Below are 23,315 nucleotides of genomic sequence, written 5' to 3'. Positions count from 1 at the left end.
GAAAAGGCTCATGACCTATACGTCCCACTCCAATGCGCCGCCGAAACTCGATCCCGACCAGCTGCAGCTGCGCGCCTCACCCCGCGGTGCTGTGCGCTTCAGGCGGGGGGTGATTGTCGCGATCTCTGCCGCCGGATGTGGTGCCATTCTGGGCGTCATGATCATTGCGCTTCAGGGGCCGGCATTGCGATTCAAAGAGCAGGCGGAAGACCTCTACCATCCTGACCACAAGCCCACCGCCGAGGGGCTCGACAGCCTGCCCAGGGACTATTCCGGCGTCAAGCCGAAGGCCCCGGTGCTCGGACCGCCGCTACCCGGTGATCTCGGCCGCCCCATCCTCGAGCGGCAGCGCCAACTCGGAATTGCGCCGGGACAGGAGGTCTCCGCCGAGGATCAACGCCTTGCCCAGCAGGCGATCGAAGCGCGCGAGTCGCAAGTGTTGTTCCGGATCGACAATCGGCCCAAACCGACAGATCTCGCTGGCGGCGAGGAGAGTCTACAGCAGCGGCCTGAAGCGCCGCAATCCGGAGCGACAGCCGGGTCGGCTTCCGTTGCACCAGCCGAGGGCGATCAGAACAACCAACAGCGCAAACTGGATTTTGTCAGTCAGCGGAGCACAAGCGGAATCTACAATCCGCATGCGCTGCAGACGTCTGCCTCGCCCTACCAACTGATGGCTGGCAGCGTAATCGCGGCAAGCCTCATTACCGGGATCAATTCCGACCTACCCGGCCTCGTCGTCGCGCAGGTCACAGAGAATGTGCAAGACACAGTCACTGGCAGCATCTTGCTCATTCCACAAGGTTCCCGGCTGATCGGCACCTATGACAGCGTGGTGGCGTTTGGGCAAAAGCGCGCATTGCTGGTCTGGCAGCGAATAATCCTGCCGGACGGGTCCTCGATCGAGATCGATAATCTGCCGGCGACAGACACCGCCGGATATGCGGGGCTTGAGGACAAGGTGGATTTCCACACCTGGCAGCTGATCAAGGGGGTTGCGCTCGCGACCTTGCTTGGCGTGGGCACCGAATTGAGCCTCGGAGACAATGAAAGCGATCTGGTCAAGGCGATCCGCGAATCCGCCCAGCAGAACGTCAGTCGAGCCGGCCAGCGCATAACTGAGAAAAATCTCAACGTTCAGCCCACCATAACGATCCGACCAGGCTGGCCACTGCGCGTCATCGTGCACAAGGATCTCTTGCTGCGGCCATACAAGATTGAACGGGAGTGATTATGGCCAACTTGAAACTTGGCAAGCTTCCAGACCGAACGCCCTTGAAGATTACCATCACCGTCAGCGCGGACTTGAGCCAAGAACTCAACGCCTATGCTGCGCTCTATCGTCAGACTTACGGCGAGTCTGAAACAGTCGCGGAACTCATTCCTTTTATGCTGGCGGGATTTCTGGACGGCGACCGAGCGTTTGCCAAGGCCAGAAAAGAAGGTCTGGCGACGGCCAGCATCTCAGACGAATCGCGGTCTTTGAAAGCCTCAGATTCCGAATGACCGAAGCAGAGAGTCAGTCAAGTGCAATTGTGGCGCACCGTGCCTGTCAAACAAGGGTGTGCGCGGGCAACATCGTCTGGCAAATAGGTCACCGATGATGGGCCCTGCGCGGACCGCGACGCACTCGCTGGCTCAAACTGCCACGGAGTGCCTGGCCTTTCCCGTTTTGAGATATTTGTCGAACTTCGCAGCGACGCATCTGACAAAGGGACGACTTTCCAGCGGTACGACGAAACGATCGCCGTCGAGTTCAAGTCGGACCGACTTGTCGAGGGCCACGGTACTCGACCGAAGAAGGAGCTTCTGGCCGGCTTTGCCGAAGCGTTCCACCAAATCGACTGCCGAGAAGCCGAAATCGCACATCAGGCGCTCGATGATCCAACCGCGAGCGCGGTCGTCGTCGGAAAAAGCAATTCCGCGGACCGAAGCCAACCCACCGTCATCCACCATGCGGCCATACTCGGCGGTCGAAGGCATGTTCTGTACATAGCCTTGTCGGAATTGGCTGATGGATGACGGGCCGAGGCCGATCAAGGTTTCGCAGCGATCCTCGGTGTAGCCCTGAAAGTTGCGACGCAACATCCCCGCATGCGCGGCAAGCGCCAGCGCATCCCCCGGTTTGGCGAAATGGTCGAGCCCGATTGCTTCGTATCCTTGGTCGAGTATGGCGCGAGCTGCCAGTTGCGATTGGGCAAACCGCTCCTCCGGGCCTGGCAACCAGGCCTCGTCGATCATTGTCTGATGTTTCTTGAACCATGGCACATGCGCATAGCCAAAGAGGGCGATCCGGTCGGGCTCGAGCGTCAGCGCCTGCCTGACGGTGGACAAGACGCTCTCCCTGGTCTGGTGCGGCAAGCCGTAGAGCAGGTCCAGGTTAACCGACTCGACGCCGCGTGCCCGAACGCCGTCGACGACTGTCTTGGTCTGCAAGAAGATCTGTTCGCGATTGATGGCCTTCTGCACCTTCGGATCGAAATCCTGGACCCCGAGGCTGGCCCTCGTCATGCCGATTTCGGCAAGTGCGTCGAGGCGCGCTTCGTCCATATCGTTGGGTTCGATTTCGCCGCTGATCTTGGCGCCGGGAAGAAATGAGAAGCTGTTGCGCAGAACGGCTCCGAGCGCCACCATGTCCTGTGGTTTGAGCATCGTCGGTGAGCCGCCACCGAAATGGACGGCACGCACCCGGCCCTTGCCTCCGGCGAGACATGAGACGGTGGCGATCTCCGCATGCAGCGATCTCAGATATTTGGTGACCGGTTCATAGTGGCGTGTCTGCTTGGTGTGGCACGCGCAGAACCAGCAAAGCTTGGCGCAGAAAGGGATGTGCACGTAGAGCGATATCTCATCGTCCTCGCCGAGCGCCTCCAGCCAGCCACGATAAGCCGCAGCATCGACGCCCACGTGGAAATGCGGTGCGGTCGGATAGCTGGTATAGCGAGGGACGTTTTCGACAATCCGAGCAAGCTACTTTCGACTGCATGTCGTGGTCACCATGTGCACCGCTGGAACTCTTGACTGGTTGGCCGGCCAACGCCCTGATTTCGATCAAGTGCAGCTCGGACAAACTGCCGCAAGGATTTTTCTACCCTGGATTGCTACCCTGTCGGTGCTTGGAAGAGGATAGAGCGAGCGCATGACATTACGGCAGGGCATTCACAGTGCCGGCATTCCCGTTCTTTGCCGCTCTTGCGAGGGAAGGCGTCGCGGTATTTGCGGCGCGCTCGATCCAGACCGTTTGGCTGCGCTTGCCAGGAGTTCATCGCGGCACAAGATCGAGCCAGGAGTCGAACTGGTCGGCGACTGCGAGGCCGTCAACAGCTATTCGAATGTGCTTTCAGGCGTGGTCAAGCTGACGAAGAGCCTTTCGGATGGGCGCCAGCAGATCGTAGGGCTCCAGTTTGCACCGGATTTTCTGGGGCGACCCTTCAAGGTCGAAAGCGAGATCAGTGCGGAAGCGGCAACCGTTGTCACGCTGTGTTCGTTCCCCAAGGCAGCCCTCGAACGGATGGTGAAGGAATCACCGGAACTCGAGCATCGCCTGCTCAAGCAGGCGCTGGACGAACTTGACGCAGCACGCGAATGGATGGTGACGCTCGGGCGCAAGACGGCATCGGAAAAGGTGGCGAGTTTTCTTGTCATGCTCGCCCTGAACATGGATTCCAGTGTTGATCCGGCCGCTATCTCGGCGTCCTTCGATCTGCCACTGACTCGTGCCGACATCTCTGATTTCCTTGGCCTGACGAATGAGACCGTGAGCCGCCAGCTGACTCGATTGCGAGCTGAAGGCGTGATCCGGATCGACAACAAGCGCCATGTGAGGGTGGAGAGCGTCGGCCGGCTGGAGCAGCGTTGCGGCGGCCGAAGGCCGCGGCAGTTTGGATAAGCCCAAGCGGCGGGCTCTGCGCCGCCAACTCGAATCCGCGGCAGGACATGCTGCGTTCGAGCACAATGTATTGCTGTAGCCTCGAGAACCCCGGTAGCATAGACCCAAGAGCATCAGCGACCCTTGTCGGATAGCAAGGCAGCCGGCAAGAGTTCCGCAAAGCTCGCCGGCCGCGCTTCGACATACCCGCCCGCCCCAACGTCCGCTCTGATTTGCGCAAACTCGATTCTACCAAACAAACCTGGCACCTGACATGGATCAGGGCGGGCAGAGGGCAGCTGCGCAATTGATGCCGAGCGGATTTGGCGTGCGCCCGATTCGGGATCAGGATTTGCGATGAAATTCGGCACAGCGATCGTCGTGGTGGGCTTTTTTGCCTTTGCAGCCCTGGTGGCTGCTGGCTTCGGCATTGATGGACCTTTCCGCCAGCATATGGGGGTGCTGTCTTTTGCCCTTATTGCCTTTATCGGGATCTTGTTGCGCAACTCGGAGTTCAAGCCGGCCGCTCCGATCGACCCGTCCGCCTATATGGACGGTCCGATCCGCTACGGCGCCATCGCCACGATGTTCTGGGGCGTCGTCGGCATGCTGGTCGGCGTCGTTATCGCGCTGCAGCTGGCCTACCCCGATCTCAACGTTCAGCCTTGGTTCAATTTCGGCCGCTTGCGGCCGCTGCACACGTCCGGGGTCGTCTTCGCCTTCGGCGGCAACGCGCTGCTGTGCACGTCATTGTACGTCGTGCAACGCACTTGCCGCGCTCGCCTGTTCGGCGGCGATCTCGCCTGGTTCGTCTTTTGGGGCTACCAGCTTTTCATTGTCATGGCCGCGACAGGCTACCTGCTCGGCATCACCGAGAGCCGCGAATACGCCGAACCGGAATGGTATGTCGACGTCTGGCTGACCATCGTCTGGGTCGCCTACCTCATCCTGTTCCTCGGCACGATCCTGAAGCGCAAGGAACCGCACATCTACGTCGCCAACTGGTTCTACCTCTCCTTCATCGTGACCATCGCGATGCTGCATGTGGTCAACAACCTGTCGATGCCGGTCTCTTTCCTCGGTTCCAAGAGTTACTCCGCCTTTTCCGGCGTCCAGGACGCGCTGACGCAGTGGTGGTACGGCCACAACGCCGTCGGCTTCTTCCTCACCGCCGGCTTCCTCGGCATGATGTATTATTTCGTGCCCAAGCAGGCGAACCGGCCAGTCTATTCCTACCGGCTCTCGATCATCCATTTCTGGGCACTGATCTTCCTGTACATCTGGGCCGGGCCGCACCACCTGCATTTCACCGCTCTGCCCGACTGGGCACAGACGCTCGGCATGGTGTTCTCGATCATGCTGTGGATGCCGTCCTGGGGCGGCATGATCAACGGCTTGATGACGCTGTCCGGAGCCTGGGACAAGTTGCGCACCGACCCGATCATCCGCATGATGGTGATGGCCGTCGCCTTCTACGGCATGTCGACCTTCGAAGGCCCGGTGATGGCTATCAAGGCGGTCAACTCGCTGTCCCATTATACCGACTGGACAATTGGTCACGTGCACTCCGGTGCACTCGGCTGGGTCGGCATGATCTCGTTCGGCGCGATCTACTACATGGTACCGAAGCTCTGGAACCGTAACCGGCTCTATTCGCTGCGGCTGGTTACCTGGCACTTCTGGCTGGCGACGCTCGGCATCGTCGTCTACGCCGCCGCCATGTGGGTGTCCGGCATCACGCAGGGCCTGATGTGGCGCGAATACGACGGGCAGGGCTTCCTGGTCTACTCCTTCGCCGAGACCGTCGCTGCCATGCGCCCCTACTACGTCATGCGCGCCATAGGCGGCGCCATGTATCTCTCGGGCGCCCTGATCATGGCCTGGAACATCGCGATGACAATCCTCGGCCGTCAACGCGAGGAGAGGCCGATGTCGGGTGCCGCGCCTGTCATTCAGCCTGCCAGGGAGCCAAACCAATGGGCTTGATCGACAAACATGCCATTATCGAGAAGAACGCCACGCTTCTTCTCGTAGGCTCCCTTCTTGTCGTGACTGTCGGCGGTATCGTCGAAATCGCGCCGCTCTTCTATCTCGACAACACGATCGAGAAGGTGGAAGGCATGCGTCCGTACTCGCCGCTCGAGCTCGTCGGGCGCAACATCTATGTGCGCGAGGGCTGCTACCTCTGCCACAGCCAGATGATCAGGCCGTTCCGCGACGAGGTCGAGCGCTACGGCCACTACAGCCTGGCCGCCGAGTCAATGTACGATCACCCCTTCCAATGGGGATCGAAGCGGACGGGGCCGGATCTGGCCCGGGTCGGTGACCGCTACTCGAACGCCTGGCATGTCGCCCATCTTTCGGATCCGCGTTCCGTTGTGCCGGAATCCATCATGCCCAGCTACGCCTTCCTGAAGGACGCGCCGATCGAGGTGAAGGACTTCTCGACGCATCTGGTCGCCAACCGGCGGGTCGGCGTTCCCTACAACGATGACATGGTCGCCAACGCCAACGCCGATCTGATGGCGCAGGCTGATCCCAACGCCGACACATCAGGTCTTGAGGCCCGTTATCCCAAGGCCAAGATCGGCGACTTCGACGGCAACCCGCAACAGGTCACCGAAATGGATGCGCTCGTTGCGTATCTGCAGATGCTCGGCACGCTGGTCGATTTTAAGAACTACGACGAAGGCGCCGGTTACCGCTGAGGAGTTTTCCATGAATTACAATCTTATGCGGGAGTTTGCCGACAGCTGGGGTCTGGTTGCCATGGCGCTTTTCTTTGCGGGGGCAAGTGTCTTCGTCCTGCGTCCCGGCAGCCGTAAGTTGGCGGACGAAGCTGCCCGAATTCCGCTTCAGGACGAGTGATCATGAGCGAGGAGCACATCGATGAAGTCTCTGGGGTCTCGACCACCGGCCACGAATGGGATGGCATCCGCGAGCTGAACAACCCGCTTCCGCGTTGGTGGATCACCATCTTCTACGTCACCATCGTGTGGGCGATCGGCTACACAATCGCCTATCCCGCATGGCCACTGCTGCATTCGGCGACGACGGGTGTTCTCGGCTATTCGAGCCGCAATGACGTCAAGAACGAACTGGCGGATGCGGAAGCAGCGAAGAGCAAATACCTCGCGGCGGTGAAGTCGAAAAGTGTCTCGGAGATCGCTGCGGACGATGCCTTGCGCGAATTCGCCATCGCCGCCGGCGGCGCCGCATTCAAGGTCAACTGCACGCAGTGCCACGGCTCCGGCGCCCAAGGTTCCAAGGGCTTTCCCAACCTAAACGACGACGACTGGCTGTGGGGCGGCAAGGCCGAGCAGATCCAGCAGACGATCACCCATGGCATCCGCTTCGCTTCGGATCCGGACACGCGCCTGTCGGAAATGCCGGCGTTCGGGGACATCATCACCGCCGACGAGATCAAGCAGGTTAGCGCATATGTCGTCAGCCTCTCTGGCAAGGTCGCCGATGCAAGTCTGATCCAATCCGGTGCCAAAGTCTTTTCCGACAATTGCGTCGCCTGTCATGGTGAGAACGCGGAAGGGAACAGGGAATTTGGGGGCCCCAACCTCACCGACGCCATTTGGCTGCACGGGGCCGGCGAGGCAGCGGTCGCAGCCCAGGTCCGCGCGCCAAAGGAAGGTGTCATGCCGGCCTGGCTCGGCCGTCTCGGCGAGATCAAAGTCAAGGAGCTTGCGGTTTATGTCCATTCGCTTGGCGGCGGAGAATAGGAAGGCAAGGCCTATTCTCGGCCTCCCCCTGCCAAGCGACGGGGCCCGGCGCAAGCCGGGCCTCGACACCATTTCGGCTGCGCCGCTCGTCGATGCGGCACGAAATCCCCTTCTGACTTCGGATGGGAGTGGTACGCACGTGCGCAATGATACGCGAACTGAACGGCTCGAAGGCTCGGCCCCAAATTCCTCGAATACCCGCCAGCCGCATTATGCCAGACGCAAGAAAGTCTTCCCAAAGCGCGTCTCGGGCAACTTTCGCCGCTTCAAATGGCTGGTGATGGCGATCACGCTCGGCATCTACTACCTGACGCCTTGGCTGCGTTGGGATCGCGGTCCATTTGCTCCGGATCAGGCCGTGCTGCTCGACCTCGCCAACCGGCGCTTCTACTTCTTTTTCATCGAGATATGGCCCCAGGAATTCTTCTATGTGGCCGGCCTCCTGGTCATGGCCGGCGTTGGGCTTTTCCTGATTACCTCGACTGTCGGCCGTGCCTGGTGCGGCTATGCATGTCCGCAGACCGTATGGGTCGACCTGTTTCTTGTCGTCGAACGTGCGGTCGAGGGGGACCGTAACGCCCGCATGAAGCTTGACGCTGGTCCCTGGACCGCCCGCAAGCTGGTGCTGCGCCTATCGAAGCACACGATCTGGCTGGTCATCGGCGCGGCCACCGGCGGTGCTTGGATCTTCTATTTCGCCGATGCGCCTAGTTTGGCTCGCGAACTTTTCACCGGTACCGCCGCGCCTGTCGCCTACATCACCATCGCCGTGTTGACGGCGACCACCTACACGTTCGGTGGCCTGATGCGCGAACAGATCTGCACCTATATGTGCCCATGGCCGCGCATCCAGGCAGCCATGCTCGACGAGAATTCGCTTACCGTCACCTACAATGACTGGCGCGGCGAACCGCGCTCGCGTCACGCCAAGAAGGTGCAAGCGACAGGGCAGTCCGTCGGCGACTGCGTCGACTGCAATGCCTGTGTCGCGGTCTGCCCGATGGGGATCGACATTCGCGACGGCCAGCAGCTCGAATGCATCACCTGCGCGCTGTGTATCGACGCCTGCGACGGCGTCATGGACAAGCTCGGCAAAGAGCGCGGACTGATTTCCTACGCAACGCTCTCCGATTACAACGCCAACATGATGTTGGCGACCGCGGGCGGCTCCAGTTCAGTCAACCCGTCGCTGGTCAGGACCGCTGATGGCCTGTTCTCCGACAAGGTGGCGCATTTCCATGTCAGCAAGATCTTCCGGCCACGCACCTACGTCTACATGGGTCTGTGGTCGCTGATCGGCCTGGGTCTGCTCTATTCGCTGCTGACGCGCGACAGGCTCGAAGTCAATGTGCTGCACGATCGCAATCCGCAATTCGTAACGTTGTCCGACGGCTCGATCCGCAACGGCTACACCGTCAAACTGCTCAACATGATCCCCGAGCCGCGGATCATTGTTGTCACCATGCAGGGCTTGCAAGGAGGCGAAATGAGCGTGGTCGGGGACGACATCAAGGCGGGCCGCTCGTTTGCCATCCCGGTCGAGCCCGATCGCCTGAAAACGTTGAAGGTCTTCGTTCGCCAGCCGGCGGACCAGATCCACGCTCCGGCACAGACCTTCAAGTTCCGTGTCGAGGACAGAGCGAGCTCCGAGTCGAACGAGTACACCGCAACATTCAACGCGCCAGAGGCCGCCAAATGACCGCCAATGCCCAAAAGCCTCGCGAATTCACCGGCAGGCACATGCTGGCCATCATTCTCACCTTCTTCGGCGTGGTCATCGCGGTCAATCTGACGATGGCCACGCTCGCCAACACCAGTTGGACCGGCCTTGTCGTCGAGAACACATATGTGGCGAGCCAGCAATTCAACAAGGAGGCCGAGGCCGGCCGCGCCCAAGCCGCGCTCGGTTGGACCGGCAAGCTGACCATCGCATGGGGCGAAGTCCGCTACAGCCTCTCCGACGCGGCCGGCAAGCCGGTTCCTCTGCACGGCGTCAAGGTGCTGTTTCGTCATCCCGCCTACGAGAAAGACGACAAGTCCGTCACGCTCGCCCTCGCCTCAGGCAAGGAATTCGCAGCGCAGCAGATGCCGAAGGACGGCGTCTGGATCGTCGAAGTCGACGCCGATGCCGGCCTGGCACGACCCTATCGCGACGTCAGCAGGATCATGATCTCTCATGGGGCTCTGCAATGAGCTGTTGTGCACCGGGCGCTGAAACGGCGCTGGATCTGAACGGCGCCACATGGGTCCTGCCATCCAGCCAGGAAATCAGGTTGGCGAGCCGATCGCTTGGCGACGATCTTCGGCAGACCGACCTTTCAGTGCCGACGGTTCATTGCGCCGCCTGCATCCAGACGATCGAGGCGGCACTTGGAAAGCTCGATCACGTCGAAAGCGCGCGCGTCAACCTGTCGACGAAACGGGTCGCGGTCCGGTGGCGTGGAGACGAGGTGCCACCGTTCGTCGCCGCGCTTGGCAGGCTTGGCTACGAGGCGCATCTGTTCGCACCCGAGATCGACGACAAGGACAAGACGCTTGCCGAACTGATCCGCGCCGTCGCTGTTGCCGGTTTTGCGGCGGGCAACATCATGCTGCTTTCGGTCTCTGTCTGGTCCGGCGCCGAAGGTGCTACCCGCGACCTGTTTCACTGGGTCTCGGCGCTGATCGCCATTCCTGCCCTCGCCTTCGCCGGCGGCATCTTCTTCCGGTCGGCCTGGAACGCCTTGCGTCATGGCCGCATGAATATGGACGTGCCCATCGCGGTCGGTGTTTCGCTCGCCTACGCCATGAGCCTCTATGAGACGATCAATCATGGCGACCACGCCTATTTCGACGCGTCGGTATCGCTGCTGTTCTTCCTTTTGATCGGACGCACGCTGGATCATGTGATGCGGGAGCGTGCCCGAACTGCCGTGAAAGGCCTGTCTCAGCTGGCCGCGCGTGGCGCCATGGTGCTGCGCGGCGATGGCGCGCGCGACTATCTGCCGGTCGGCGAGATCGAACCAGGCATGCGGATGTTGATCGCGGCCGGTGAGAGGATCCCCGTCGACGGCAAGATCATCCAGGGAACGTCGGATCTCGACTGCTCGCTGGCCTCAGGCGAAAGCACGCCGAAAAACGTAGCGCCGGGCGAAGCGGTACAGGCCGGCGTGCTCAATCTTACCGGCCCGCTGACGATTGAGGCGACAGCCGCCGCAAAAGATTCATTCCTGGCGGAAATGGTCCGGTTGATGGAGGCCGCCGAGGGCGGCCGCGCGCAATATCGCCGTATCGCCGACCGCGTTTCGGCGCTCTACGCGCCCATGGTTCATCTCACCGCCTTCGTGACATTCCTGGGCTGGATAGTGGCGACCGGCGACTGGCACCGGGCGATGACGATCGCCATCGCCGTTCTCATCATCACGTGCCCCTGCGCGCTTGGCCTCGCCGTGCCGATCGTGCAGGTGGTCGCCGCGCGGCGCCTGTTTGAGAACGGCATTATGGTCAAGGACGGCTCCGCCATGGAACGCCTGGCAATTGTCGACATTGCCGTGTTCGACAAGACCGGAACGCTGACGCTTGGCCAGCCCCGGCTCGTTAACGCGCCGTCGATCGATCCGGCCATGCTGGCAGTCGCAGCCGACCTGGCGGCGCACTCGCGTCATCCGTTTTCAAAGGCCATAGCCGGCTTTGCCATTCCTGGCGGGCAGCTCAAATTCGATGCCGTCACCGAGCATCCGGGATTCGGAATCGAGGCCACTGATGCGGGAAGCACCTGGCGACTGGGCCGACGCGGATGGGCTGGATGGAAGGCTCGAACCGGCGGCGAAGCCAAACATGGCTACGGCGGAACCGTTCTCACGAAGAACGGGATGATTGTCGCTTCCTTCGCTTTCGAGGATGCGTTGCGGGTCGACGCCAGAGCGGCCATCGATCAATTGAGCGACGCCAGGGTTCCCGTGGAAATGCTGTCAGGCGATACCGCGGCGGCCTGTGCCGAGGTTGCGAAGTCACTCGGAATCGACAACTTCGTTCCCTGCCTGCTGCCATCCGGCAAGCTCGAACGCATCGAGACCCTCGCGAAAGTGGGGCACAGGGTTCTGATGGTTGGCGACGGCCTCAATGATACGCCGGCGCTGAGCGCAGCGCATGTCTCGATCGCACCGGCCACCGCCGCCGATGTTGGCCGCAACGCCGCGGATTTCGTCTTCCTGCGCGAAAGCCTCCTGGCGGTGCCGCTCGCGCTGGACGTCTCGCGCAAGGCAGGAAGCCTGATCCGCCAAAACATCGCCGTCGCGACTCTCTACAATACCATCGCTGTACCAATCGCTATTCTAGGGCACGCCACTCCGCTTATCGCGGCGATTGCTATGTCTGCGTCATCACTGCTGGTGATCGGGAATGCATTGCGCCTGGAAGGCTTTGTTCGGCACGCACCAGCGGAAACTGTTGCCAATGATAGACACTCCAACAATGGCGGACGGGTACAGTTGTAATGAGGACGCTTGCCTATTTGATACCTGGGACCCTGCTCCTCGGCGGGCTTGGGCTGTCTGGCTTCCTATGGGCATTGAAAAGCGGTCAGTACGAAGATCTCGACGGGGCAGCAGAGCGTATCCTTGTCGACCAGGAAGACAAGCCAGAACGCTGATTCAAGCCGCTCTGCAGACGACTGTTGGGATGCCGGTGATAAGCCGAGTGGAACTACTGCTGAGGTTGCATAGGCAGCTTCACCTGCCGCCGGTTGACGCTGATCTGTGAAAAGCCTGTGTCGCTCGAAAGATTACGTCGCCCATTCCGCCCAATATGCAGGCGGGTGATCGTCGAACCGCGGTCGCCGGATTACTCACACCGCTTGACCTAGATCAGGGTTATCTACTCATCGGCGTGGTTTCATCGGCCAGTCCTTCAGGGAGAGAATCCATGCCTACGTCGACGAATCGCGCCGCCGAACGCCTCGGCGATCGGTTTGAATCAAGACCCACACGAAGAACGGCCAAAGCCAAAAGTGGGCCGAAGCGTGGCTGCGCAAGGCGGCGGCCGGATTCTTGTGAGCAAAGGCTGAACGCGACCTCCGGCGGCAACGATCAGATCGCCCAGGGTGCGTGCGACCCGCTCTGCGAGATGGCTCGCTAATACATGCCGATGTAGCCCTCGCTAGTTTTGAGAACGTTGTGGAGCTTGCGGCGCGTCCGCAACTGACAACCGTCGATGTGAACCCAAGGCGCTCGGACGCGAGGCTGCTGACCGCGTGCTCAAGACATCGCGGGACGGCAGCAGAGCGGCGTCAGACGCTGGCCATGTTCGCTGGTCCTGCGGGCATGGTGGCATCACCGGGCAACTGCGTATGCCAAAGTTTTGTTTGCAGGAGTGTATAGATGTCGCGATTTCGCCTATTGACGATCTTCATGTCGGGAATGCTGGGAACGGCGACGTTGCCGGATCAAGTCGCCTCGGCACCAGTCCTCAACTCCGCCAATCGCAATGCGCTGGTCGAGCAGAACCAATTACTGATGCTGGAGAACAGGCTGCGGCGGCAGCAATATCAGCAGCAGCAGCAGCACTTCCGTGGCCAGGATCGCGAGATCGCGCCGCAGCAACGGCCCGATCGACCGCTTACTTGCCAGCATCAGCGGTCAAGCAACGGCTTTGTGAGCATCTGCCGCTGATAAGGCGGCTTGCCACTTATTTAGGCGGCCATAGCTTGCGCGCGTCGTGCTTAAACTAGCATCAAAGGCGTTTTTGATTTCGCAATTCGTGCCTGAACACTGGAGAGCCGACCCGATGGCGCCACGCTGATGGCCGTCTCCGATAACAGCTTCGACATCATTGTCGTTGGCGCGGGGCCGGTCGGACTTTCCTTCGCCGCCTCGCTTGCCCAGAGCAAACTCAAAGTGGCACTTGTTGAAGCGCAGGCCCGGGAAAGGCTCGCGAATCCGGCGTTCGACGGTCGCGAGATCGCGCTGACTCATGCCTCGATCAGAATCCTTCGGGAGCTCGGCGCCTGGGATATCATTCCCGCTTCGGACAAATCACCACTTCAAGGCGCACGCGTCCTCAACGGATCGAGCGCTTTCGCTCTGCGTTTTAATGCTCCAAGAGCGTGTGGAGAGCCCCTCGGAATTTTGGTCCCGAACTGCCGCATTCGCGATGCGCTGTTCAAAATCGTTCGGCTGCGTGATCAGCCAGAGCTGCGGTGCGGCCACTCGGTCGTCCATGCAAGGACCAGCCACAAAGGAGCAGTGGTTACGCTTTCTGACGGCATGCAGTTGAGCGCCAGGCTTGTTGTTGCCGCAGATTCGCGCCTGTCTCCCACGCGTGATCTGCTCGGCATCGGCGCCGACATCAATCGGCTTGGCCACTCGATGCTGATCTGTCGGGTGCGGCATGAACGCGCCCATCACCATGTGGCAACCGAATGGTTCGATCACCATCAAACGATAGCGATGTTGCCTCTGGGGGAGGGGGTCTCCTCGTTGCTGCTCACTCTGCCCTCAAGCGAGGTCGGCAGACTGCTTGCCTCCAACGACGATTTGTTCCTCAGGGAATTGACGAAGCGGTGTCAAGGCCGTCTCGGGGAAATGACATTGGCAAGCAGCCGCCACGCCTTTCCGCTGGTCACCACGTGGGCGCACGAACTCAGGGCTCCGAGTGCCGCACTCATCGGTGACGCTGCTATTGGAATGCACCCGGTGACAGCGCATGGCTTCAACATCGGTCTCAGCAGCCAAAAGCAACTCGCCGATGCAATCCTGACTGCAAGTCGCGACCGCCGTGACATTGCCGATCCCGACATGCTGCACAGATACGAAAGGCGGCTGCGCCTGTCGGCGGCGCCGCTCTACCATGCTACGAATATACTCGTCCGACTCTACTCAAGCGAGCGACCGGCGGCACGGCTTGCACGCCATGCGGGGCTTCGGTTCGCCCAACACGTTCCTCTTATCCGGCATGGCATCTCGGCCATGCTCAAACGGTGAAGCACCAGCAGCTCTGGAATTCGTGGACTTGTTGCGACGACCGCTCGGCAAGAGTGGCATCGCTCCAAATCATCACTGCCACCGCTTCGGCGAACGCCTGTTCGGTCGGTGACGGTGACATTTCGGCGCGGATCATCGGCCGTACTGCGAGCTGAATGACCTAACGGTGTGGGTTCGGATGGTATTCCGAAAGGCTGAGTTTACTGGAAAATTACTGCGCGTGATTCCAGGCCACTGCGACTGGAAAAGATCCGAAGCAGTACCCGAGCACTTGGAGGTGGGCGGCGCACATCTCCTTCGATGCCGTCCAGCAGAATGTTCTGGGCGGGGGAAGGCTGCTACCGATCTCCTTGAGTTCGAGCACGAAGCGCCGGCGAACTGGCATGGGTTGGAGGAGCAAACTTAACCTAGGCCGATACTCTCGCGCCGCATTTTGATCAGTGCGCTGGCGAACGGAACTTTTCTCACGAACCATGGTTCGCGCCGGCGAAAGCAGGTATCTGCTCCCCGCAGCGCCAAGGAGATTTGCCATGAACGTTCGCCAGTTGCTGAAACCAAATCAAGGACCTCCCGGAAGAAACATTGGTCTGTGTCGCCGAGGTCGATGAAGCATTGCGGCCGTTGCCGCCGGGGTTGAAGCCGTTGAGAGCGCGAAATCCAGAGCCGCAAGCAAGATGGCACCGAGGCTGTCGAACTCGCCAATGGAACTGAAAAAGTCGTCGTGATCCGCTGGTGACGCGCGCCTAGGTGCAGCAAGCTCTTTATGGTTTCCTCCACCGGTACGTGGTCATTTTCATGCATCAGCAAGAGGCAACGACACGATTGTCCCGACTGTGCGGACTGCGGAAGGGACTTCCGAAACCATGCAGACGCCCTCAATCCCTTCGGCCGGCTCGGGGAAAACGCGGAACTGAGGCCTCAATTACACAGCCTCATGCGAGCCATGCGTCGAGAATTCGCCTCCCCCAGCATCGAGGAGGCAGACCAACCTCATCAGGTCGACAAGGTTCAGTCGACCACCTGAGAGATCGCCTGCAATCGGCTTTCTGCTCAACGAGCAAGGTGCGGGCCGCATTCGTGCTGCCGCGATCAAAGCCTCGATGTTCTTCCGAGGTGAACTCCCACTGAAAGTCCAGCCTCTTAGACCGCACTCTTATCGAACCGATCATGCTCCTGTTCGACACGGACCAACATGCGTTTCGAATTGATGCCGCTGACCTATTCAGACGCGTGACCTCCGACCGTGTAGATCTGGGCCATACGCGACACCGAGCGCAGCCATGTACTTGATGCCTGGCGCCGGCTCGAGCACCCGCGCCGCTTCCTCCGCGCTCAGCACGTCGGGCAGCTCCGAGATTCCGGGTGACCACCAGCGCAAAACCAATCCTGCCGAACGGTGAACCGCAGCGCAGTGCTCAGGCCATTTCCTGCCTGCCGGCTTTTTTTCACGTGCCTGCAGCCGATCCCGCGGGCCCAGATAGCATTTGGACTTACCTTCCCGGCGCAGCCGCTCTTGTGCACTAAAAACAGCGCGTAAGTATCTCGTCCAGCACTGCTACAGGACATTGACCGGGAGGATGCATATCTCTGATTGCTAAACCAGGTATACTCGTGCAATTATACATGACGCGATCGGGGGGGTCGAGTTCATGCGCCTCTTGCTTTGCAGTCTGATTGCCTTTGCAGCGGCGGGTTCCTGTGCCCTGGCCCAAGACGCGAAACTGATGCGGCCGAAGTCGTTCGCCGATTTTGTCCGGCAAACCGCGCCCGATCTGATCCGACATCTCGACGCCGCCGCGCTCGAACGGACCAATAGCCAAGCTCTCATCAATGAGGGGGAACTTTTAAAGGCGCCCCGATATCCGTTTGCTAGACCGATGTCGCAGTTGCCAGAGGGAGATTCTCGCACCTTAGAGTACGTCAACCAGCTTTCAATTTTCCTGGAACAACATCAAAAACTTGGACAAATAACTGATCAATTTCGCTTAGCGGTAGGGTCGTCAAGTCGACCTCTCAACGCGGCGCCGGATTTTTTGGGCAGAGGAGACTACTTCTCATCCAAGGTTAATCGGTGGAACGGCAATATCTTTTGGGCACCTGCTTCGAAAGAAACAGACATTAACCTCCGCTACGCCGATGAAGTCAGAGCTGTCTTCGGACCGATCCCGCCGTTCGACGTTACCACGCTTGGCCGATTTGTCCGCTCTGACGGGTCAGTTATCGAAACGCGGGCCACGTATGTGGAGGTGGACGGCAATCGAGCGGAACTAAAGCCGAACAGTTCCAAATCTGGCTCTCCGCTCGAATACGAGCATCGCGACAAGAACGGTGTGTTTGTAAATTGGACGGCGACCATCGACAAATGCGACAAGCCGTCTCTGGCAGGCGGTGTAACACCATGCGGTACCGCTTCGAGACTCTCTAGGATCGAAAAAGGAAACGTCGAATGGATCGCACTTGCGAGGAAAACCCACGGCCCGGAGATTCTAAGACCAGAGAAATATTGGAGTGAGAACGACAACTCCTATGCGCTGCTTGGTTACATCGGCTTCAACCAGGTGAGCGGGGAATTGGCGTTCTTCGACGGAAGCTATGAAGGAATAAAGTTCGATTGGAGTACGCCTACTGTGGCACCAGGAGGAGGCGGATACAACGACACTGCTGGTCGGACTCTGGCATCCAAGACATACGACGCGACTTTCAGGGTCGACTGCGCCGCGTGCCACGATAACAAAGAACCCAGGATCATTACCCCCTATATCAAGCAAGCGCGCGTGGGTTATCGCGACAAAGATGAGGCCGCGGCGTTCAGCCTTGGCGATCTGCTCCCCGAGCGTACCCGGAACTCGAAGACCCCCTACCGAGTGGTTGGGACGGACTATACCGCAGCTCACAGGGGCACGCTCGATGGCGACCTCACGATTGTAGATCCAGCACGAAATTGTACCTCATGCCATGGACTCACCAACAACGGCACCGGACGCTTTGCATCGGATGCAGTAGGACGCCTCGGTTCTATTGCCGGAGACAGCGGGTTGGAAAACAGTTTCCGCACCGACTGGGCACTTCGGACCGGCGCAGGTAAAATTCATCCGTGGATGTACGCGGAACCGCAAGGCAATGACGTTTCCGACCCTCAACCTGCTCCCATCTCGGATGCTGATTGGGATAAGCTTCGCGCGGTTATCGAGAACGCTGATGGAGATTCGCGCTCCCTCAAAACCTACACCGATGCTCCAACTCCCGAGTCCACGATGGATGAGGCGACGAGGATCGGAGATCCATCAGGTCCTCAAAATTTCGCAGTGGGCATTGAAGACAATCCCGACGGTTCCTCGGAATTGTCGCCAAAGCGCATCCGGCTTGACTGGACGTATATCAATTCATTCGGCGGAGTCCCTGAGCGCGATGATGTACGCTTTAACGTAGCGATACACGAGGTCGGTATACCCTCTGATGGTGCGGAGCCGGCTAGTGGTGACTTTCCAAGCATCGAGCAGACCAAGGCGTTAGGGTTTAGCGACCTGGGAGGGGGTGTCTTCACGGATGGGACAATATTCGTACTCCGCGACATGTCTTTCCAGGGGCATATGCGCTGGATCAACCCCGCCCCTACGCTGACACCAAGGCAATACAGATTGTATTTTCCGGCATCGCTGAACAAGCGGTACCTCATTCGTGTCGCTGCCAAGCGATTTGGTTTCGATCAGGGCGGGGAGCGCGTCAGCGCCGCTGACCATCTGCTAAAAGTCGATATTAAATAGCCCACGGGAGTAAGTCATGCGTATAGCATATGGGATCGCGGTTGTCGTCGTTTCGCTGCTGTCGAGCAACCTCAAAGCGGCCGCGACAGGGCCGGATGTGATCGTGGGATTCATCGACGACGCTCGGGAAGACAGCCGGCTCGGATCGAAGATCGGTCTCACGGCTTCAACCAATTCCTGCAATATTGGGGATTCGCCACTCAATTGGCAGCGCCTTCCGGACACACATCATCCAGCCATCACCCTCAACTTTTATCGCTTGGCAGATGGAAGGATGGAGCAATTGGCGAAATCTTGGGTCAAGCACGGATTCTACGCGACGAATCAGAACGATTGCGGTGGCATACCGGAAATGCATCGCACCTGCCAGGCTGGGGCCGGGGGAAGCCAGTTGCGTCCCGGTTGCTCCGACCTGTATACTGAGGATCTCAATTCAGATCCCCGTAATCTTGGGCCTCGGAGCAGAATAACCAATTCTGCAAAAGTTGAATTTGACGGATCCAAAGCACAAGATCTGACCGGCTATCCCCCAAGCGATCCAGCGGAACGGATCTTGCTCGTCGACGAAGCTGACCTGCTCACGCCAGGCGCGCGGTATTTCGTGGAGGCCCAGTACATCACCGCCGACGATGCGACAGCCGGTAACGCACGTAACAATGTGACCTATAGGGAAGTCAAACCGATCTTAAGATCTGGAGCGTGGGTGTTGCGAAACGAAAGCCCGGAGGTGCGGATGCAGCCGGCTCTGTTCGCCTGGAAAGAGTACGGGGCGCAGCTCTCCGAGGTCGATCTTGATGAGAACGGGGTGAAGACGTATATCCTAGTAGGCTCCAAGGCCCAGCCCCTCGCCGGTGGGAAGTTCCGGTACGATTATTCCGTGTACAATATGAACAGCGATCTCGCTGTCCAGGCATTTGCAGTGCCTGAGCAGCAGATTGACCAGAGCAGCGCTTCATTCAAAGCTCCACATTCGAATGGGGAGATATGGTCGAACGACGCCTGGGACAGCCGCATTCAAGGCAACCAGATAATCTGGTCAACGCGCAAATCTTCCGAAGACACCAACGCAAACGCGGTTCGCTGGGGTTCGGCCTATAACTTTTCGTTCGTTTCCGATAAGCCTCCCACGACTGCGGACGCCACCCTTACATTTTTCAATGCGCCCGCCGACGGTGGGGCCGAGACTGTTGTGCGAGTGACGGCGCCAGGGCAATGATTTCGACGGTGGCAATCCAATCGCAAGGGTGCAATGCGAATTCTTCTCGGCCTAATATTCTGGTGCGTCCTCATCTCGATTGCCGCCGTCGGTCGATCAACGGCTCAGTCGGTCGAAATACAAATCGGCGACGGCGCCCACGATAGCAGTCCTTATATTTGCTGGACTCCTGTTCTCTCGCGAGCTCGACTCTTAAGCAAGTCGTCGACAGCGCAACAACATCTAACCCTCTCTGCTGTCTCTACCGACAGCAGCGGCAATGTGGCCTTCCAGCTAAACGGAGCCGAAGTCCTCGACAAGAAGTCTTACTCTCCTTCCTCCACTCTCAGTCTGCCCCTTCCCTCGAATGGGGCATGGGCGTCGTTCTGGATCATGGGGACGAAGGCCTCCACTGGCGCCAAAGACGTGCGCGTGATCGCGCTTGATGACCTAGGCCTGGAGCTTGGATCGGTGGACGTGATGGTGCGGGTGCGAAAAAACGCGGAGTCGTTGACGAGATTTGAAGTCCAAATTTTTCTGGACGCTTTGAAGAAGCTTCACGATATCCAAAACAGCGCCGCGTCGTCGGATTACGAACCGTTCGTTCGCATCCATGAAGCGGCCAATCAGCTTGAAATTCACAGGTCGCCACTTTTTTTGCCATGGCACCGAGCGCTACTCCTTGATCTTGAACGTCGCCTCCAGCAGGTCGACCCGCGTGTGACCATTCCATATTGGCGCTTCGATGAGCCTGCGGACCATGTTTTTTCCGATGATTTCATGGGAGCGACTGTGCCAGGTGTGCCGTTCGTCAGCGGGCCAGGTCTAGGCGACTGGATCGATCCACAAATGGGTCGGCTGATTCGAGACCCAGCTGTGGCGCCAAGCCAAGGCGTCCTTGATCCAGCCGTACCGGCGAACTTCCACCGCGCGTTCGTGATATTCCATAGCCAAATCGAGAGTAGTTTCCATAGCGGTGTGCATCGAAACCTGGGCGGCTGGCTTGCCACGGCCGACTCGCCCGCCGACCCACTCTTCTTCCTGCTGCATGCCAACGTGGATAGGGTTTGGGCACACTGGCAGGCCACCTATTCCCGGTTCAGCGGGAATGATGAGGACGCGTACTCAGCCCTGGGGAAATATCCAGGAACCGGGCCAGATGCGGGCATATACAGGAAGGGCACCTACGCCGACGATCCGATGTGGCCTTGGGGATACCCAGATCCCGCAGAAGCATCGGGATGGCCTTCCACGTCGCATCAGATGCCCGGAATAAGTTCAAAGTCCGAGGCCGCTTCGCTCACGCCAGCAAGAATGCTAGATTACCTAGGATCCGAACAGGCCTCCTCGGCGCTGGGATATTGCTACGACGACATCGACTATCTCGGACGGCCTCTCAAATGACCTACATGGGTGGCAACAATAACAGCCGCATCTTCGTTTCCGCCTTGGTTAGCGCTTGGCTTTTGGCTGCGCCGTGCCTGGCCCAGTTGGGCCAGCCCCCCAATCCCGATCCGCGTGTCAGGGCGTATCTCCTGGAGAACGCAGGCGAGATCGAAAGACTGCGCGTCACCGCCGCAAACACGAATTTTGATCCAGGAACACGCAGCAAGGCGCTCGAAGGTCTTGCGTTGATTTCCGAAGACGCGGCTCTGCCCGTCGCTGCGGAGTTGGTAACGGATCCCGTCGAAGACGTGCGAAAATCCGCAGTCGGAATCTTGGCTAACTCGGTCGTCATGGCCGGTCACGACGCCGGCAATCACGACCCCGCGATGCACCCGGGCACAATATGGGGAAGCTACGTTCAAAACCAGCACAAGGTGGCGCTCGACGCATTGAGGCTGGCAACTCGCCAAAGTCGATCCGAGGCAGGTATGCTCGCCTTAAAGACGCTGGTGAGGTCCTCCGCGGAGGAAGCCTCGCCCTTGCTGGCGGAGGCCCTAGCCAATGGAGCGGTCACACCAAAGCAAGCGGCCGAACTTTGCACGCAAGCACCTGAGGCGCGTTCGCGTGCCTGCCTTTTGGATTTTCTGGATAAGGGGCCCGCGGAAGCGCGACTGGCTGCCGTGGCGGTTCTTGGCTCAATTCCAGGAGACCGACCTTTGATTCGCAACAAGATTTTTCTCAACGACCAGGCGGAGCCCGCTCTTCGAGCCGCGGCGGCTCAAGTGCTTGGTCAATATGATCCGACATTCACGTCCTACGCACTCACCGTCGCCACCGATCCGAACACACCGTCGCTCGTCTATGCAGCGGCGGTGCGAAACTATGCCCAAAGCGCGGAATCGGCTGGGAAGCTCGATGCCGCGCAATGGGCGGCGCTCAAAAGAGCGCTACAAAACAAGTTGAAGGCAGCACAGGAAACCGACGCGCTAACCCGATCAAACCTCAATGCGCCTCCGCTTCAGGAGCTTAACCAAATGTTCAACAAAGGCCGTCCGCTCCAATAGCGGTCGGCTTGCATGATCCTCCTAACCGCGTTTGTTCTTGTTCTCGATCCAGCTGCAAAGCCGTAGACCGGACTCGGTCCTGCGCTAGGCGGACCAACGTTCGCAACACCTGACCTTGCCCCTAAAATCAACGGGCAAGGTGACAACCGAATAGTCCCGTCAACGGAGTCACTCGCTTCAAGCCCGGACTAATAGCTCAGCGCGCCAGCGTGTTGGCTATCCACACGGTTGCAACCGCGACGTTGGCGTAGACGCCATATTTCAGGCGTTTGGCGCAACCCTCGCCCCAGCTCACAACGCCGACGAGCTGGCGCTTCCCGTCTACAACGGCACTTAGTGGCCCTCCGCTATCGCCTTGACAAGAATCGACGCCGCCGTCCTCCTTGCCAGCGCATATCATCGCCGAGGTAATTCGTCCGTTGTAACTGTCCTTCGCATTGCACGCATCATTCGGCACTATGGGCACGGTTGCACCGAGCAGGTCGGTCGTCGTATTTCCGCCTTGGAAGATCGCTCCCCAACCCGTAACGTAGGCCGTCCCGTGGTAACTTGAACCCTCTGGGATCAGCGCAATCGGTCGGCCCATCCTCGCGTCCCGCGCCAACTGAAGTAGTGCGAAATCGTACTCGTTAAGCTGCGAGTCCCATTTCGGATGGATGATGATGTTGGTTACCTTGAGACGCTCGCCGCCAGCAGGCAGGAAACTCGTGCCATCGACGACGTCTAGCGCGGCTGGGTTCTTGTTCACGATGAAGTTGTCGACGCAGTGCGCCGCCGTTAGGACCCAGCCTGGCGCCACAAGCGACCCGCCGCAAAACAGGAACCGTTGTGGATCGGGGGCGACCGCCCTTACAAGCCCAACCTGCCACTCATTTTGCTTGAAATCCACCGCCTCGCCGCCAACGATGCGAGGGTCCACACGAATCGAATTGAGTATCAACTTCTGATCGGCGTCGGGCAGTTTCGCCCGCTTCACGATGTCTTGCACCTCGTTCTGGAGGCGCTCGATATTCCCCAGTCCTCCCGCCGCTGCAGGCGTGACTGACAGTACCTCTATCACAAAAAAGCCAATCGCAGCCAATCCAGCAAATACCTGCATTCCAATCCCTCCCAAGGTTATGTGCCTCTCTCGCAGGTGTGACGTGCTTGCCCTTCTCCTCAGTTAATAAGTGTACGTATGCCCGTCGCGAACGCACGTGCCTGTATTATAGTCTCTGCCCTGACAATTAATCTTTTTGTCGTCGCGTGCAAGCGGTATTGCGTCAATCGACTCTGAGGGATATGGTCATACCGCAGGGGGGGCGCTTTTGGCTTTGGCGTCTAGTCCGGCATTATATATTGTTGC

20 protein-coding genes are annotated in these 23,315 nt (G+C 59.4%); 17 read left to right on the top strand and 3 right to left on the bottom strand.

Annotated elements, in window-relative coordinates; translation table 11 throughout:
• Positions 1-10 precede the first annotated feature (10 nt).
• Positions 11-1,231, top strand: a complete 1,221-nt coding sequence (locus tag FJ423_RS21785) for a TrbI/VirB10 family protein (RefSeq protein WP_064993440.1) — start codon at positions 11-13, stop codon at positions 1,229-1,231.
• Positions 1,232-1,233: 2 nt separating this feature from the next.
• Positions 1,234-1,506, top strand: a complete 273-nt coding sequence (locus tag FJ423_RS21780; protein ID WP_064993441.1) for a DUF2274 domain-containing protein — start codon at positions 1,234-1,236, stop codon at positions 1,504-1,506.
• Positions 1,507-1,638: 132 nt separating this feature from the next.
• On the opposite strand, the gene hemN is transcribed toward FJ423_RS21780, so the two are convergent.
• A complete protein-coding gene (gene hemN / locus FJ423_RS21775) occupies positions 1,639-2,961 on the bottom strand; it encodes an oxygen-independent coproporphyrinogen III oxidase (RefSeq protein WP_064993442.1) in 1,323 nt (440 codons plus the stop codon).
• Positions 2,962-3,139: 178 nt separating this feature from the next.
• Between hemN and FJ423_RS21770 the strand changes: the two genes are divergently transcribed.
• The 11 genes from FJ423_RS21770 to ubiM all read left to right on the top strand — a co-directional run bounded on the left by FJ423_RS21770 (position 3,140) and on the right by ubiM (position 14,561).
• Positions 3,140-3,889 carry a Crp/Fnr family transcriptional regulator gene (locus tag FJ423_RS21770; RefSeq protein ID WP_064993443.1) on the top strand — a complete coding sequence of 250 codons (750 nt, stop codon included), beginning with the start codon at positions 3,140-3,142 and terminating at the stop codon, positions 3,887-3,889.
• A 336-nt stretch (positions 3,890-4,225) separates the two neighbouring features.
• The gene (ccoN, locus tag FJ423_RS21765; protein WP_064993444.1) at positions 4,226-5,854 is read left to right on the top strand and encodes a cytochrome-c oxidase, cbb3-type subunit I; all 1,629 of its coding nucleotides are present in this window, start codon (positions 4,226-4,228) and stop codon (positions 5,852-5,854) included.
• The gene (gene ccoO, locus FJ423_RS21760) at positions 5,845-6,576 is read left to right on the top strand and encodes a cytochrome-c oxidase, cbb3-type subunit II (RefSeq protein WP_064993445.1); all 732 of its coding nucleotides are present in this window, start codon (positions 5,845-5,847) and stop codon (positions 6,574-6,576) included. Before ccoN ends, ccoO begins: the two co-directional genes overlap by 10 nt.
• 10 nt (positions 6,577-6,586) lie before the next feature.
• A complete protein-coding gene (locus FJ423_RS21755; RefSeq protein WP_013533256.1) occupies positions 6,587-6,736 on the top strand; it encodes a CcoQ/FixQ family Cbb3-type cytochrome c oxidase assembly chaperone in 150 nt (49 codons plus the stop codon).
• A gap of 2 nt (positions 6,737-6,738) precedes the next feature.
• Positions 6,739-7,602, top strand: a complete 864-nt coding sequence (gene ccoP / locus FJ423_RS21750) for a cytochrome-c oxidase, cbb3-type subunit III (protein WP_064993446.1) — start codon at positions 6,739-6,741, stop codon at positions 7,600-7,602.
• A gap of 139 nt (positions 7,603-7,741) precedes the next feature.
• Positions 7,742-9,301, top strand: coding sequence for a cytochrome c oxidase accessory protein CcoG (gene ccoG, locus FJ423_RS21745; RefSeq protein ID WP_064993447.1), 1,560 nt, complete (start codon positions 7,742-7,744; stop codon positions 9,299-9,301).
• Positions 9,298-9,795 (top strand): FixH family protein, encoded by a 498-nt coding sequence (locus tag FJ423_RS21740; RefSeq protein WP_064993448.1) that lies wholly within the window; start codon positions 9,298-9,300, stop codon positions 9,793-9,795. Before ccoG ends, FJ423_RS21740 begins: the two co-directional genes overlap by 4 nt.
• Positions 9,792-12,077: a cation-translocating P-type ATPase gene (locus FJ423_RS21735; protein ID WP_064993449.1), complete on the top strand. Its 2,286-nt coding sequence runs from the start codon at positions 9,792-9,794 to the stop codon at positions 12,075-12,077. Before FJ423_RS21740 ends, FJ423_RS21735 begins: the two co-directional genes overlap by 4 nt.
• Positions 12,077-12,232, top strand: coding sequence for a cbb3-type cytochrome oxidase assembly protein CcoS (gene ccoS, locus FJ423_RS21730; RefSeq protein WP_064993450.1), 156 nt, complete (start codon positions 12,077-12,079; stop codon positions 12,230-12,232). The genes FJ423_RS21735 and ccoS overlap by 1 nt, the downstream gene beginning before the upstream one ends.
• 727 nt (positions 12,233-12,959) lie before the next feature.
• Positions 12,960-13,250, top strand: coding sequence for a hypothetical protein (locus tag FJ423_RS21725; protein WP_084015713.1), 291 nt, complete (start codon positions 12,960-12,962; stop codon positions 13,248-13,250).
• A gap of 129 nt (positions 13,251-13,379) precedes the next feature.
• Complete coding sequence (gene ubiM / locus FJ423_RS21720; RefSeq protein ID WP_064993451.1) at positions 13,380-14,561, top strand: 5-demethoxyubiquinol-8 5-hydroxylase UbiM; 1,182 nt, start codon at positions 13,380-13,382, stop codon at positions 14,559-14,561.
• On the opposite strand, the gene FJ423_RS34260 is transcribed toward ubiM, so the two are convergent.
• Positions 14,551-14,697: a hypothetical protein gene (locus FJ423_RS34260; RefSeq protein ID WP_224655927.1), complete on the bottom strand. Its 147-nt coding sequence runs from the start codon at positions 14,695-14,697 to the stop codon at positions 14,551-14,553. The two genes, ubiM and FJ423_RS34260, sit on opposite strands and share 11 nt — an antisense overlap.
• A gap of 1,513 nt (positions 14,698-16,210) precedes the next feature.
• Between FJ423_RS34260 and FJ423_RS21705 the strand changes: the two genes are divergently transcribed.
• The 4 genes from FJ423_RS21705 to FJ423_RS21690 are packed head-to-tail and all read left to right on the top strand — an operon-like array spanning position 16,211 to position 21,970.
• The gene (locus FJ423_RS21705; protein WP_064993452.1) at positions 16,211-18,325 is read left to right on the top strand and encodes a hypothetical protein; all 2,115 of its coding nucleotides are present in this window, start codon (positions 16,211-16,213) and stop codon (positions 18,323-18,325) included.
• A 16-nt stretch (positions 18,326-18,341) separates the two neighbouring features.
• Positions 18,342-19,541, top strand: a complete 1,200-nt coding sequence (locus tag FJ423_RS21700; protein WP_064993453.1) for a hypothetical protein — start codon at positions 18,342-18,344, stop codon at positions 19,539-19,541.
• 33 nt (positions 19,542-19,574) lie between these two features.
• A complete protein-coding gene (locus FJ423_RS21695; RefSeq protein ID WP_064993454.1) occupies positions 19,575-20,924 on the top strand; it encodes a tyrosinase family protein in 1,350 nt (449 codons plus the stop codon).
• Positions 20,921-21,970: a hypothetical protein gene (locus FJ423_RS21690; RefSeq protein ID WP_064993455.1), complete on the top strand. Its 1,050-nt coding sequence runs from the start codon at positions 20,921-20,923 to the stop codon at positions 21,968-21,970. The genes FJ423_RS21695 and FJ423_RS21690 overlap by 4 nt, the downstream gene beginning before the upstream one ends.
• A gap of 196 nt (positions 21,971-22,166) precedes the next feature.
• On the opposite strand, the gene FJ423_RS21685 is transcribed toward FJ423_RS21690, so the two are convergent.
• Complete coding sequence (locus FJ423_RS21685) at positions 22,167-23,069, bottom strand: serine protease (RefSeq protein ID WP_084015715.1); 903 nt, start codon at positions 23,067-23,069, stop codon at positions 22,167-22,169.
• Between the last annotated feature and the right edge of the window lie 246 nt (positions 23,070-23,315).

The sequence above is a fragment of the Mesorhizobium sp. B2-8-9 genome, assembly GCF_006439475.1.
GTDB lineage: Bacteria > Pseudomonadota > Alphaproteobacteria > Rhizobiales > Rhizobiaceae > Mesorhizobium.
This window is presented reverse-complemented; position numbering and strand designations above follow the sequence as displayed.